Origin of the sequence: Krasilnikoviella flava (assembly GCF_900167525.1) — a bacterium.
In the GTDB taxonomy this organism is placed as follows: domain Bacteria; phylum Actinomycetota; class Actinomycetes; order Actinomycetales; family Cellulomonadaceae; genus Isoptericola; species Isoptericola flavus.
Window position 1 is genome coordinate 461,271 of record NZ_FUZQ01000001.1, and the last position, 12,812, is coordinate 474,082.

A 12,812-nucleotide genomic window follows, 5' to 3' on the forward strand; every position below is an offset into this window, starting at 1 on the left:
GGCGGCGGTCAGCGACCGCCCGTGCCGACGCTCGCCGCCGCGGACACCTCCCCCAGCACGACCGCGTCGATGAGCTGCCGCGCCCAGGTGAGCACCTCGGCGCCGCGCAGGGGACGTCCACCGATGCGCGCCGTCGTCGGGAACGGCACGAGGAACGCGCGGATCGCGGGCTTGAGGATCGTGCCCGGGTACAACCGCTTGAGGCGCAGCTGTGCCGACTCCGCCAGGTCCACCGGCGCGAACCGGACGAACTTGCCCTGTGCGGTGACGTCGGCGAGCCCGGCCCGGCGTGCGTGGTTGCGGAAGTCCGCCACCTCGAACAGTGCGGAGGCGACGTCGGGCAGCGTGCCGTAGCGGTCGACCAGCTCGGCCCGCACCTCAGCGAGGTCGGCCGCGTCCTGCGCCGCGGCGATCTTCTTGTACGCCTCGAGCCGCAGCCGCTCGGTCGCGATGTACGACTCGGGCAGGTGCGCGTCCACGGGCAGCTCGATGGTGACCTCGGGCTGCTCCTCCTCGCGCTCCCCGCGGAACGCGGCCACGGCCTCGCCGACCATGCGCACGTACAGGTCGAAGCCGACGCCCGCGATGTGGCCCGACTGCTCGCCGCCCAGCAGGTTGCCGGCGCCGCGGATCTCCAGGTCCTTCATCGCGATCTGCATGCCCGCGCCCAGGTCGGTGTGCGCGGCCATCGTCGCCAGGCGGTCGTGCGCCGTGTCGGTGAGCGGCCGCTCCGGCGGGTACAGGAAGTAGGCGTACGCGCGCTCCCGCCCGCGGCCCACGCGGCCGCGCAGCTGGTGCAGCTGCGACAGGCCGAGCACGTCCGCGCGCTCCAGGATCAGGGTGTTGGCGTTGGAGATGTCCAGGCCGGTCTCGATGATCGTCGTGCAGACCAGCACGTCCAGCTCCTTCTCCCAGAAGGCGCGGATCACCTGGTCCAGCTGGTGCTCGCTCATCTTGCCGTGCGCCACGCCGATGCGGGCCTCGGGGACGAGCTCCGCCAGCCGCGACGCCGTCTTCTGGATGGTCTCCACCTTGTTGTGCACGTAGAAGACCTGGCCCTCGCGCAGCAGCTCGCGGCGCAGCGCCGCGCCGATCTGCTTCTCCTCGTACGCGCCGACGTACGTGAGCACGGGGTGGCGCTCCTCCGGCGGGGTGGCGAGGGTCGACATCTCGCGGATGCCGGTCACCGCCATCTCCAGCGTGCGCGGGATCGGGGTGGCCGACATGGCCAGCACGTCCACGTTGGTGCGCAGCTGCTTGAGCGTCTCCTTGTGCTCGACGCCGAACCGCTGCTCCTCGTCCACGATGACCAGGCCCAGGTCCTTGAACCGCACCGACCCGGTGAGCAGGCGGTGGGTACCGATGACGATGTCGACCGTGCCCTTGCCGAGCCCCTCGACCGTCTCGGCCGACTCCTTGTCGGTCTGGAACCGCGACAGCGCGCGGACCGTGACGGGGAAGCCGGCGTACCGCTCGGAGAACGTGTCGAAGTGCTGCTGCACCAGCAGCGTGGTGGGCACCAGGATGGCCACCTGCTTGCCGTCCTGCACCGCCTTGAACGCGGCGCGGATCGCGATCTCCGTCTTGCCGTAGCCGACGTCGCCGCACACCAGGCGGTCCATCGGCACCGCCTTCTCCATGTCGGCCTTGACCTCGTCGATCGTGACGAGCTGGTCGGGTGTCTCGACGTACGCGAACGCGTCCTCCAGCTCGCGCTGCCAGGGCGTGTCCGGCCCGAAGGCGTGCCCCTGCGTGGCCATGCGCGCCGAGTAGAGGCGGATCAGCTCGCCCGCGATCTCCTTGACGTGCTTGCGGGCGCGCGCCTTGGTGTTCTTCCAGTCCGCGCCGCCCATCTTCGACAGCGACGGCGACTCGCCGCCCGTGTACTTCGTGACCTGGTCGAGCTGGTCCGTCGGCACGAAGAGCCGGTCGCCGGGCTGGCCCCGCTTGGACGACGCGTACTCGATGACCAGGTACTCGCGCGTCGCCGCGTTCGCGCCCGCGCCGAGCGTGCGTTGCACCATCTCGACGAACCGGCCCACGCCGTGCTGCTCGTGCACCACGTAGTCGCCGCCGCGCAGCTGCAGCGGGTCGACGACGTTGCGCCGGCGGCTCGGCATCTTGCGCATGTCGCGGGTCGTGGAGCCCTGGCGCCCGGTGAGGTCCGACTCGCTGAACACCGCGAGCTGCAGGTCCGTGGCGACAAAGCCCTTGCCCACCAGCGCGGGGGCGACGAGGACGACGCCGCCCTCGGGCTCCTCCCCCAGCTCGGCGACCAGCCGGGCCGCCGTGTCCACGGCCGAGAGCTGCTCGACCATGCGCTTGGCCGGGCCGTGCCCCTCCGTGGTGAGCACGAGGCGCCAGCCGGCCTTCTGCAGCGTCTGCACGTCGTCCAGCGCACGCTGCAGGTCGCCGCGGTACGACTCGACGTCGCGCGCGCCCACCGTGAAGGTCGTGACGCCGTCCACCTCGGACGTCGGCGCGACGGCGGTGCCCGCGGCCCCGTCGTCGGACCCGTCCGCGGTGGGCGCGTCGAGGCCGAACGACGACAGCGTCCACCAGCCCAGCCCGCGGCGTGCGGCGACGTCACGCACCTCGGCGAACGTCTCGAACGACGCCGCGGACAGGTCGATCGGGGCCGCGCCGCCCGCCACGGCGCCCGTCCACGCGGCGGCGAGGAACTCCTCGGTGGTGGCGACGAGGTCGTGCGCACGACGACGGACCCGCTCGGGCTCGTCGATGACGAGCAGCGCGTCGTCGGGCACGAGCTCCAGCACCGGCACCATCCGGTCCACGAGCGCGGGCGCCAGGGACTCCATGCCCTCGACGGCGACGCCGGCCGCGAGCTTGTCGAGCATCTCGATCGCGCCCGGCAGCCGCTCGATCAGGCCCGCGGCACGCTTCCGCACCGCGTCGGTGAGCAGGATCTCGCGGCACGGCGGCGCCCACAGCCCGTGCTCCGCGATCTCCAGCGAGCGCTGGTCGGCGACGGCGAACCACCGGATCTCCGTGACCTCGTCGCCCCAGAACTCGATGCGCAGCGGGTGGTCCTCGGTGGGCGGGAAGACGTCGAGGATGCCGCCGCGGACGGCGAACTCGCCGCGCCGCTCCACCATGTCCACCCGCGTGTACGCGGCGGCGACCAGACGGTCGCCCACCTCGGTGAGGTCCGCCGTCGTGCCGGTGTGCAGCTCGACGGGCACCAGCTCGCCCAGGCCCTCGACCACCGGCTGCAGCAGCGCGCGGGCCGGCATGACGAGCAGCCGGATCGGGCCCGTCTGGCCGGGCTCGGGGTCCGGGTGCGCCAGCCGGCGGAACACGGCGAGCCGCTTGGCGACCGTGTCGGCGCGCGGCGAGAGCCGCTCGTGCGGCAGCGTCTCCCACGAGGGCAGGACGGCGACGTCGTCCGCCCGGTCGTCGGGCAGGTACGCGCGCACGGACGCGGCGAGCTCGTCGGCCTCCCGCCCGGTCGCGGTGACGACGACCAGCGGGCGACGCTCGGCCGCGGCGGCCAGCAGCGGTGCGCGTACGCCGACCGGCCCGACGACGTCGGCGAACCCCCGCGCCGGCACGTGCTCGAGCGCGGCGGCGGCTCCGGGGTCGGCGAGGAGGGCGGGGACGATGCCGGTGAGGTTCATAGGGTCCTTCGGGCGGGGTCTGCGGCACGGTGCGGTCGGGACGGGGCCCGGTGTGCGGGCACGACGACAGGCCCAGCTCTCCCCGGGACGCACAGGGCTCCGGGGGCCGTGGACGCCGGGCGACGCGCCGCTGTGGAGCGGCGTCCTCGACCGTGCGTCGTGGCGGGGAACCGTGCGACCGGCGAGTTGCCGGGCGTGCCGCACCAGACTACGCCGACCGTCCGACGCCGCCCCGCGAGGTAGTTCCCCCCTCGTCGAGGTAGTTCGGACCCCCGTGAGGTAGTCCAGATCCCCGTGAGGTAGTCCAGGTCGCGCCGAGGTAGTGGACTGGACCACTACCTCGGCGAGGGGGGAACTACCTCGCGGGGATCTGGACTACCTCGGCGGTCAGCTGCCCGACGGGAGCTGGCCGCGCAGGTCCTCGGGGAGCTGGTCGCGGATACCGTCGGGCAGGCGGCTCAGGAGGTCCTCGCAGGACGTCGGGTCGCCGGCCTGGCACTGGCCGCCGAGCTCCTGGAGCTGGTCCGCGTCGCCGAGCGTGCCGGCGAGGTCCTGCAGGTCGCCGAAGGAGAGGTCTCCGGTGAGGCCGCCGAGCAGCAGGTCGGGGACGGACAGGTCCGTCTGCGTGAGCTGCTCGGCCTCGTCCAGCGCCTGCTGGATGTCGTCGCCGTAGGCGTTCCAGAGCCAGAGCCCGGCGATCACCACGATCGCGGTGAACACCACCTGGATCGACCCGAACGCGATGCCGGTCTTCGCCATGCCGCGGCCGCCCGTGCGCCGGCGGCGGGTCCGGTCCAGGCCGATCCCGCCCAGGATGATCGCGAGGACCCCCAGCAGGGGCACGACGAACCCGACGATGCCGGTGAGCAGTGCCGCCACCGCCGTGGGCTCCGTGCCGCGGCCGGCGGGCTCCGGCGCGGCCCGGCCCGGACCGGCCGGCGCGCCTTGAGCGGGCGCCGCGCCCCACGGCGACGGGGCCGCGGCGCGCTGCGCGGGCGGCTGCGCGGTGTGCTGCGGGGCCGGCGCCGCGACGGGGGACGGCGCCGCCGTGCGGGCGGCCGGCGCGTGCGGGGCGGGCGTCGTGGCAGCCTGTCCCGGCGCCGACAGCGATGCGACCGGCCGCGAGGTGGTGCGCCGCGGCGGCGCCGCGTTCGGCAGCACCGCCGTGCCGTCGTCGTACCCGCCGTACGCCTGCGCCGCCGGCAGCACCGCCGTGCCGTCGTCGTACCCGGTGTATCCCTGCGCGGCCGGCAGCACCGTCGTGCTCTCGCCGGACCCTGGCGGGATCGCCTGGGTCGGGGGCAGCACGGTGGTGCCGTCCTCCTGCGGCGTGAACACCTGGGTGGGCGGTGCGTCGTGGGGGTCGTACCCGCGCGGGTGACTCATGGTCCTCCTGGTCGGCTCGTCGTCGGCCTCGGCGTCCCGGACGGTCCGGCGTGCCGTCCGAGCCGCGATGCTACCCACCCCCGCGGCCGTGGCCGACCCCGTGGCCGGCGTCTTCGCCGGACCCCCACACGACCGTCGGCCGGCACCCTCACCTGTGCGGGTGGAGCGCCGGCCGACGAACCGTCGCCTACTGCGAGAGCAGGAGGGCCATCGACGTGTCGAACGACTCGAAGTCGCTCGGATCGAGCTGGCTGACCAGCACGACCGTGAAGATGATGACCAGGACCCACACGACGACGCCCACTCCGCCCAGCACGATGCCGGCGATCGCCATGCCCTTGCCCTGCTGCCCCGTGCGGTTGATCCGCGAGAGGCTGATGATCCCCAGCACGATCGGCACGACCGCCAGGCCGAGGATGCCGGTCACCAGCGCCGCGATCGCCCAGCCGTCCGTGCCCGCCGACGGCGCATAGGGCTGGGCGTAGGGCTGCTGCGGGGAGGACTGGGGATACGGCTGCTGCGGGTATCCCTGCTGCGCGTACTGCTGGCCCGGGTCGCCGGCCTGCGGCGCGGGCTGCGGGTATCCGGGCTGCGGGTATCCGGGCTGCTCGGACGGGCCCGGTTGCGGCACGGCACCCGGCTGCGGCGTGGGCTCGGGGGGCGTGGGCTCGGAAGGCGTGGGCTGCCGGTACGGGTCCGGCGACGCCGGCGGCTCCGAGCCGCCGGACGGCCCGTCCGCCCTGGGGGTGTCGGGCCCGGGGGCGTCGGGTCGCGGCTCGTACGGGTTCGGCTGCGTGCCGTCGTCCTGGCTCATGGCCGTTCCTCCTCGTCGGCGCGACGGCCGGACCCGGCCGCCCCGTTCCTCCCACTATGCCGGAGGACGCCGCCGCAGGGGCGGGGACGGCCGACCTACTCCTCGCCGATCACGACGAGGCACCGGTCCTCGCGCCCGCCGCAGCTCAGGGCGAACTCCTCGTACGCCGTGCCTGCGCCCGACTCCCAGTACAGGTCGTCGCACGCGGTGTCGTCGCCCCCCGCGCAGTCGTCGTAGAGGCCGTCCAGGTACGGGTCGTCGCCGTACTCCGTCGCCGTCGCGCGGGACAGGCCGGTGCCCAGGTCGTCGAGCACGCCCTCATCCTCGAGCACGTCCACCGCGACCCCGAGGAGGACGACGCCCACCACCCAGCCCACGGTCGAGAGCGCGCCCAGCACGATGCCCGCCACCGCCAGCCCCGCCCCTGGCCGTCCGCTGCGCCGCACGCGTGCGAGCCCCACGATGCCGAGCACCAACGGCACCACGCCCAGGAACAGCACCCCCGTGACCAGGGCCGCGATCGATACGCCGTCCGTCCCGCCGGCCGGCGCCTGCGGAACGGACGCGTACGGCGTCGAGGCGTACGGCGTCGAGGCATACGAGGTCGAGGCGTACGGCGTCGAGGCGTCAGGCGACGAGGCATACGGCATCGCGGCGTCGGGAGTCGACGCAGGGGCGGATGCGCCGGAGGCCGGAGACGCGTGGGGCGGGGCGAACGGGTCCGGCGCCGCCTGCTGCCGCGTGCCGCCGTCGTCGTGGGCCATCGCCACCGTCCTCCCGGTCCGCGCACGGCCCGGGCCGGCCGCGTCGACGCCGAAGATTCGCACCGCCGGGCTGCCCGGGGCAAGCAGCGCACGGAACTTCACCCGGTCCGGGGCGACACGCGGGGCGCGGGGCGCTTCTCACCCGGTCGTTCACCCCGCCCGATGTTCCACGACGGGCCCGTGGTGCGGCATCGTGAAGGGCGGCGGACCGGGCCAGGGACCTGGTCCGCCACCGGACCCGGGGAGGGATCGTGCGCGTCGTCGTGGTGGGGGGCGGCATCATCGGGCTCGCGACCGCGGCGCGCCTCGCGCGCCGCGGTGACGACGTCGTCGTGCTGGAGAAGGAGCCGGAGCTCGCCTGTCACCAGACGGGCCGCAACTCCGGCGTCATCCACTCCGGCCTGTACTACGCGCCCGGCAGCCTCAAGGCCCGGCTCGGCACCGCGGGGGCCGCCTCCATGACGCAGTTCGCCGCCGAGCACGGTGTGCCCGTCGCCACCACCGGAAAGCTCGTGGTGGCCACCGACGCCGGCGAACGCGACCGGCTGCGCACGCTCGCCGAGCGCGGCACCGCCAACGGCGTGCCGGTGCGCGAGCTCGACCCGGTCGAGGCCCGGGAGCACGAGCCGGACATCGCCTGCGTGGGCGCGCTGCGCGTCGAGACCACGGGCGTCGTCGACTACCGCGCCGTGTGCGCGGTCCTCGCCCGGCAGGTCGGCGACGCCGGCGGCACGGTGCTGCTCGGCCGCGCGCTGCGCGGCGCCCGGGTGGTCGGCACGCAGGTCCGGGTCGACGTCGAGGAGGTCGGCACCGGCACGGTGCACGAGCTCGTCGCCGACGCCCTCGTGGTGTGTGGCGGGCTGCACGCCGACCGGCTGGCGCTGGCGTGCGGCGTCGACCCCGGCGCGCGCATCGTGCCGTTCCGGGGCGAGTACTTCGACCTCGCGCCCCGCGCCGCCGACCGCGTGCGCGGCCTCGTGTACCCGGTGCCCGACCCGCGCTTCCCGTTCCTGGGCGTGCACCTCACGCGCGGCGTGCACGGCGAGGTGCACGCCGGGCCCAACGCCGTCCTCGCTCTCGCCCGCGAGGGCTACCGGCGGCGCGACGTCGCGTGGCGCGACGTCGTCGACGCCGCCGCGTGGCCCGGCCTGTGGCGGCTGGCCGGGCGCCACCTCGTCCCGGGCGCCGCGGAGGTGGCCCGGTCGGTGTCGCGCACCCTGTTCGCCGCGTCCGTGGCGCGGCTCCTGCCCGGCACGACCGCGGACGACCTGCACCCCGCCCCCGCCGGCGTGCGCGCGCAGGCGCTGCACCGCGACGGCTCGCTGGTCGACGACTTCCTCGTCCGCACCGCGCCCCGCCAGGTGCACGTCGTCAACGCGCCGTCGCCCGCCGCCACCGCGTCGCTGGAGATCGCGCGGCACGTCGAGGCCGAGCTGGACCGCACGATGGCGGCCACCGGGTGACGCCCCCGGGGCGGCGGGCCGGATGACCGAAAGGCGACGCCGCGGCCCGGTCGTGCTCGCCGTGTCCGCCGCGTCGGCCGGCCTGTTCGTCGCCCTCTTCGCGCTGGCGGTGCTGACCGAGCCGGGTCAGCGCGCGGACGTCGCGGGCCTCGCGCTCCTGACCGCCCCCGAGCCGCTCCTCGCCGGGACCGCGCGCCTCGTGCGCGCGCTGCTGCCCGTCGCCGCGGCGGGCGTCCTCGTGGCGGCCCTCGTCGCGGCGGTGCGGCGGCGCGCGGGCGGGCGCGCCCTGGTCGTCGCCGGCCTCCCGCTCGTCGTCCTGGGCCTCGCGACCGTGCTGCGGGACATCGTCCTGCCCCGGCCCTTCCTGGGAGCCCACGGCTACCTCCACAACACCTTCCCGAGCGCCCACACGGCGACGCTCGCGGCCACGTGCGTCGCCGTGGTGCTCCTGCTCGGCCGCCGCCCGGGCGGGTGGGCGACGGCGGCGCTCGCGACCTCCGTGCTCCTGGCCGCCTGGGCCAACGTCGCGACCCAGGCCCACCGGCCGAGCGACGTCGTGGGGGCGCTGCTCCTGGTGGGGATCGTCGCGCCCTGGGCGGTCCCCGCGAGCCGACCGGGCTCCCGGGACGGTCAGCCGACGCCCGAGTCGACGAACCGGAGGTAGCCCTCCCGGGCCCGCTCGTCCGGGACGTCGAGGCGCAGCGCCTTCTCCCCGGCGTCGGGCAGCCCGCGCCGGAGCGCACGGTCGATCCGGCGCTGCGCGACGGCGTGCCCCACCAGCGCCGTCGTCGTCCCCCACGCCCGCGGCCGGGCACCGGCGTAGAGCCGGCCGCCGCGGTGCGGGTCGCCGGGCAGGTCGGGGAAGCCGCGGCGGCGGTCCAGCGCGGCGGCGGCGCCCCGCAGCACGGTCGGCACCCGCAGCCCCGTGCCGCCGAGCGACTCCTCGCCGTGGCCGCCGAGCACCCGCGCGGCGCGGTCGACGACGAGCGCCACCGGCGCCTCGATCCGCATGGCTCGGGCACGCGGGCCGATCTCCTGCCGCGCCCCGTCGCACGCCGCGACGGCGGCGGCGACGTCCACGAGCCACAGGAGCCGCCCGGCGCCCGCCTGCGCGGCGTGGAACGCCAGCACGAGCACCGAGTCGACCGGGTCGAACGTCGGGACGACCCGTCCGCCACCCAGCGCCACCGTGCGGCGCCTGGCGATCATCGCCTCGGGGTCGGTGCGGAAGCTGCGCCGCAGCGCGTGCGGCACGGCGAAGTCCCAGTGCAGGTCGAGGTGGACGCCGAGGGGCCCGCGCATCGCGTACTCCGCGCGCCGCTCGCGCACCATGAGGGGCCAGTTGCGGTCGACGCCCGTGCAGCCTGCCGCATCCAGCGCCTCGACCGCCGCCCGGAAGCCGGCCCGCGGCACGTACAGGTCGAGGTCGTAGTACTCCCGCATGTCCGGCGCGGGCCAGAGCGCGGCGGCCGTCGGCCCCTTGGCGACCACCCACGGCACGCCGGCGCGGTCGAGCGCCGCGCCCAGGACGGCGAGCTCGGCGAGCGCGCCCAGGTGGCGCACCACCTGCTCGTCGCGCGCGCGGCGCAGCGGCGCTCGCCACCGCTCCGGGCAGTCCGGGCGGCCCGCGACGTGCTTCGCCACGGCGGGCAGGACGCGGTGGTCCTGGGCGGCGTCGGCCAGGTGCTCGAGCCGGATGCCGTCGAGCGATCCGGACGACGACCCGGTCGACGCACGGCCCGCGGGCGCGACGGAGTCGAGCAGGATCTGCGCCAGCGGGCGGCGCACCGTCGGTCGTGCCCCCATCCCGGCAGGATAGGGAGCGCCGGGCAACCGTGGGGCGTCGGCAGCGGGCGAATTCTCGGCCGGACCGTCCTCCGGCCGCCCCTGCGCGGCTAGCGTGTGTGAGGCCGGGCCGAGCCCCGGCACAGGACGGAGCGGTCAGTGGCAGACAGCGCGGCGGGTGGCACGCCCGAGAGCGACGGGCGGCGGGGGCGCCGCCTGCTGCGGCTGCTCGGCGGGTCGCTGCGGGTGTCCTGGCAGGCGAGCCGGCCCTTGTTCCTCACGATGCTGGCGCTCCAGGTGCTCGTCGCGGGGGCGCTGGCCGGCCAGGTGCTGGTCGTCTCCGCGCTGCTCGACGTGCTGCTCGGGCTGGCCGAGGGGTCGGGCGGGCTCGCGTCGGTCACCGGGCCGGTCCTCGCCCTCGCCGCGCTGACCGGCCTGGCCACGGTCGCGGGCGGCCTCCAGGCGTCGGCGCGCCGGGTGCTCGGCGAGCACGTCGCGCGGCTGATGGCCGAGGAGGTGCAGGAGGTCGCGACGAGCGTGCCGCTCGAGCACTTCGAGTCGGCCACGTTCTACGACCGGCTGCAGCGGGTCCGCGTCAACGCGCTCTCGCGTCCCTTCCAGGTGACGCAGGGGATGTTCGACCTGCTGGGGTCGTCGATCGCCACGGTCGGCGTGGGCGCGGCGCTGGTCGCGCTGCACCCCGTGCTGCTCCCCCTGCTCGCGCTCGGCGGCCTGCCGCTGCTGGTCACGGGCCGGCGCGAGGGCAGGCTGGAGTTCGCGTTCAGGGTGGCGCAGACGACCAACGAGCGCGAGCGCATCTACACCAACTACGTGCAGAGCAGCCGGGACGAGGCCAAGGAGATCCGCGCCTTCCAGTCGGCCCCGTGGCTGCAGGCGCGCTACCGCGAGCTGTACGGCACCTACCTGGCCGACCTGGCCCGCCACGTGCGGCGCCGGGCGCTGACGAACGGCGTGGGCAACCTCGCCGCGGCCGTGGTGCTCGCGGGCGTGCTGCTGGTGCTGGCCTGGCTCATCACGCGCGGCGAGGTGACGTTCTCCGAGGCGGGGGCCGCCGTCGTCGCGGTCCGGATGCTCCAGGGGCAGATCCAGGGCATCTTCGGCGGCGTCCAGCAGATCTTCGAGTCGGGGCTGTTCCTGGACGACGTGCACGCGTTCCTCACCGACGGGCGGGCTGCGGCGCGCGCCGCCGACGGGAGCGAGGAGCCGCCGGCCGCGTTCCCCGGCGTCTTCGCCCATGGCGTCTCCTTCACCTATCCGGGCTCCCGGCGCCCGGCGCTGCGCGACGTGGACCTCGCGCTGCGCCCCGGCGAGGTCGTCGCCCTCGTGGGCGCCAACGGCTCCGGCAAGACCACCCTCGCCAAGCTCCTCGCCGGCCTGTACGAGCCGACGTCGGGCACCGTCCTGTGGGGCGACCGGCCGCTGGCCGGGATGCGCGGCGCGGCCGTGCGGTCCCAGGTGGCGGTGATCTTCCAGGACTTCGTCCACTACGCCTACACGGCCACGTGGAACATCGCCCTCGGCCGGACCGACGTCCCGGTCGACCACAAGCGGGTGCGGCGCTCGGCCCGGGTCTCGGGGGTGGACGACGCCCTCGCCGGCCTTCCCGACGGGTACGAGTCACGGCTGTCGCGCATGTTCCCCGGCGGCACCGAGCTCTCCGGCGGCCAGTGGCAGCGCGTCGCGATCGCCCGCGCGTTCTACCGGGACGCGGCGCTCGTCATCCTCGACGAGCCGACCGCCGCCATGGACCCGCTGGCGGAGCACGACCTGTTCTCGTCGCTGCGGGCCACGCTCGACGGGCGGACGGCGCTCTTCGTGTCGCACCGCTTCTCGACCGTGCGGTCGGCGGACCGCATCGTGGTGCTCGACGACGGCGCCGTGGTGGAGCAGGGCTCCCACGACGAGCTGATGGCGCTCGACGGCGCCTACGCGGAGATGTTCACGGTCCAGGCCCGGTCCTACCTGGACGGCGCGTCGGCACCGACCAACGGGCGCGCCGAGGCCTCGGCCACCGACCGGACGACCTGAGCGCCCAGCCCCGGCGCGAACGGCGGCCCCCACGGGACGTCCGCCACCAGCACGGGGACGGCGCGGGCGACGTCGGCGAGGTGGCGCAGGTGGACGCTCTGCACGCGCTCGTCCAGCCAGCCGTGCAGCCGGGGGTAGTGCAGCAGCTCGAGGAGCGCCGCCGTGCCGGTCCGCCGGCGCACGACGAGCTCCCCGCCGTCCCTGTCGGGCTGCGGCACGACGATCGCGCGCAGCGGGCGGCGGTCGCGCGCGCCCGCGCCGAGCTGCAGCACGTGCCGGGCGTCGGCGCTCACGCGGTGCCCGGGGGCCCGCCCGGCGAACCGCCCGGCCAGCGTGTCGGCGCCCTTGCGCAGCCGCACCTCCGTGGCCCCCAGCCGGGCCGCGAAGCCGTCGTCGGTGCGGTCCAGGCGCAGCACGTCGTCGGTGACGAGGGCGGCCCCCTCCGCGCACAGCAGCGTCGCCATCGTCGACTTGCCCATGCCCGAGTAGCCGACGAACGCGACCACACCGTCGTCGTCCTCGACCGCGCTCGCGTGCAGCACGGCCTCGCCCCGCAGGTACAGTTGGAAGGCGAGCATGCCGCCGGTGGTGAGCACCCGGCTCAGGCCCGGGTCGACACCGCCGGCCTCCCGCAGCACGACGTCCCGCAGGTCGGCCGACACCTCGAAGTCGCACGCGTCGTGGAAGCGCAGCAGATAGCCGTCGGCGCCCAGGTCCCAGGCGCTGTACCAGGGGTCCCCGGCCAGCTCGTGGTGCAGGACCGGCCTCCCGCCGGGAGTCGTGCGCTGGTCCGTGCCAGGCCCGGCGGCGACCACGACGTCGGCCCGGGCAGCGCCCGCGTCCGCCCGGTCCTGGTGCAGGTCGAAGGGCGCCTCGACCACGAGGCCGTAGAGCTGTTGGCGGTCCGTCACGG

Annotated in this window: 9 protein-coding genes; 3 read left to right on the forward strand and 6 right to left on the reverse strand. The window is 75.7% G+C overall.

Annotated elements, in window-relative coordinates:
* Nucleotides 1–8: 8 nt before the first annotated feature.
* The 4 genes from mfd to B5Y66_RS22840 form a co-directional block, all read right to left on the reverse strand.
* Nucleotides 9–3,638, reverse strand: a complete 3,630-nt coding sequence (gene mfd, locus B5Y66_RS01875) for a transcription-repair coupling factor (protein WP_079570186.1) — start codon at nt 3,636–3,638, stop codon at nt 9–11.
* A 387-nt stretch (nt 3,639–4,025) separates the two neighbouring features.
* Nucleotides 4,026–5,024 (reverse strand): DUF4190 domain-containing protein, encoded by a 999-nt coding sequence (locus B5Y66_RS01880; protein WP_079570188.1) that lies wholly within the window; start codon nt 5,022–5,024, stop codon nt 4,026–4,028.
* Between the two features lie 187 nt (nt 5,025–5,211).
* Nucleotides 5,212–5,838, reverse strand: coding sequence for a DUF4190 domain-containing protein (locus B5Y66_RS01885; RefSeq protein ID WP_079570191.1), 627 nt, complete (start codon nt 5,836–5,838; stop codon nt 5,212–5,214).
* Nucleotides 5,839–5,933: 95 nt separating this feature from the next.
* On the reverse strand, nt 5,934–6,602 hold the full coding sequence (locus B5Y66_RS22840) for a DUF4190 domain-containing protein (RefSeq protein ID WP_079570193.1): 669 nt from the start codon (nt 6,600–6,602) through the stop codon (nt 5,934–5,936).
* Between the two features lie 221 nt (nt 6,603–6,823).
* On the opposite strand from B5Y66_RS22840, the gene lhgO reads away from it, so the two are divergent.
* A complete protein-coding gene (gene lhgO, locus B5Y66_RS01895; protein WP_407656366.1) occupies nt 6,824–8,065 on the forward strand; it encodes an L-2-hydroxyglutarate oxidase in 1,242 nt (413 codons plus the stop codon).
* 22 nt (nt 8,066–8,087) lie between these two features.
* The gene (locus tag B5Y66_RS01900; protein ID WP_079570198.1) at nt 8,088–8,729 is read left to right on the forward strand and encodes a phosphatase PAP2 family protein; all 642 of its coding nucleotides are present in this window, start codon (nt 8,088–8,090) and stop codon (nt 8,727–8,729) included.
* Here the strand turns inward: B5Y66_RS01900 and B5Y66_RS01905 are convergent.
* Nucleotides 8,696–9,871, reverse strand: a complete 1,176-nt coding sequence (locus B5Y66_RS01905) for a nucleotidyltransferase domain-containing protein (protein WP_079570200.1) — start codon at nt 9,869–9,871, stop codon at nt 8,696–8,698. The two genes, B5Y66_RS01900 and B5Y66_RS01905, sit on opposite strands and share 34 nt — an antisense overlap.
* Nucleotides 9,872–10,009: 138 nt before the next feature.
* Between B5Y66_RS01905 and B5Y66_RS01910 the strand changes: the two genes are divergently transcribed.
* Nucleotides 10,010–11,899, forward strand: coding sequence for an ABC transporter ATP-binding protein (locus B5Y66_RS01910; protein WP_245806864.1), 1,890 nt, complete (start codon nt 10,010–10,012; stop codon nt 11,897–11,899).
* Here B5Y66_RS01910 and B5Y66_RS01915 read toward each other — a convergent pair.
* Nucleotides 11,830–12,810: a hypothetical protein gene (locus B5Y66_RS01915; protein ID WP_079570203.1), complete on the reverse strand. Its 981-nt coding sequence runs from the start codon at nt 12,808–12,810 to the stop codon at nt 11,830–11,832. The genes B5Y66_RS01910 and B5Y66_RS01915 overlap by 70 nt on opposite strands.
* Between the last annotated feature and the right edge of the window lie 2 nt (nt 12,811–12,812).

Coding starts and splice junctions, on each gene's coding strand:
- mfd (WP_079570186.1), bottom strand. CDS start 3,638: ATGAACCTCACCGGCATCGTCCCCGCCCTCCTCGCCGACCCCGGAGCC.
- B5Y66_RS01880 (WP_079570188.1), bottom strand. CDS start 5,024: ATGAGTCACCCGCGCGGGTACGACCCCCACGACGCACCGCCCACCCAG.
- B5Y66_RS01885 (WP_079570191.1), bottom strand. CDS start 5,838: ATGAGCCAGGACGACGGCACGCAGCCGAACCCGTACGAGCCGCGACCC.
- B5Y66_RS22840 (WP_079570193.1), bottom strand. CDS start 6,602: ATGGCCCACGACGACGGCGGCACGCGGCAGCAGGCGGCGCCGGACCCG.
- B5Y66_RS01900 (WP_079570198.1), top strand. CDS start 8,088: ATGACCGAAAGGCGACGCCGCGGCCCGGTCGTGCTCGCCGTGTCCGCC.
- B5Y66_RS01905 (WP_079570200.1), bottom strand. CDS start 9,871: ATGGGGGCACGACCGACGGTGCGCCGCCCGCTGGCGCAGATCCTGCTC.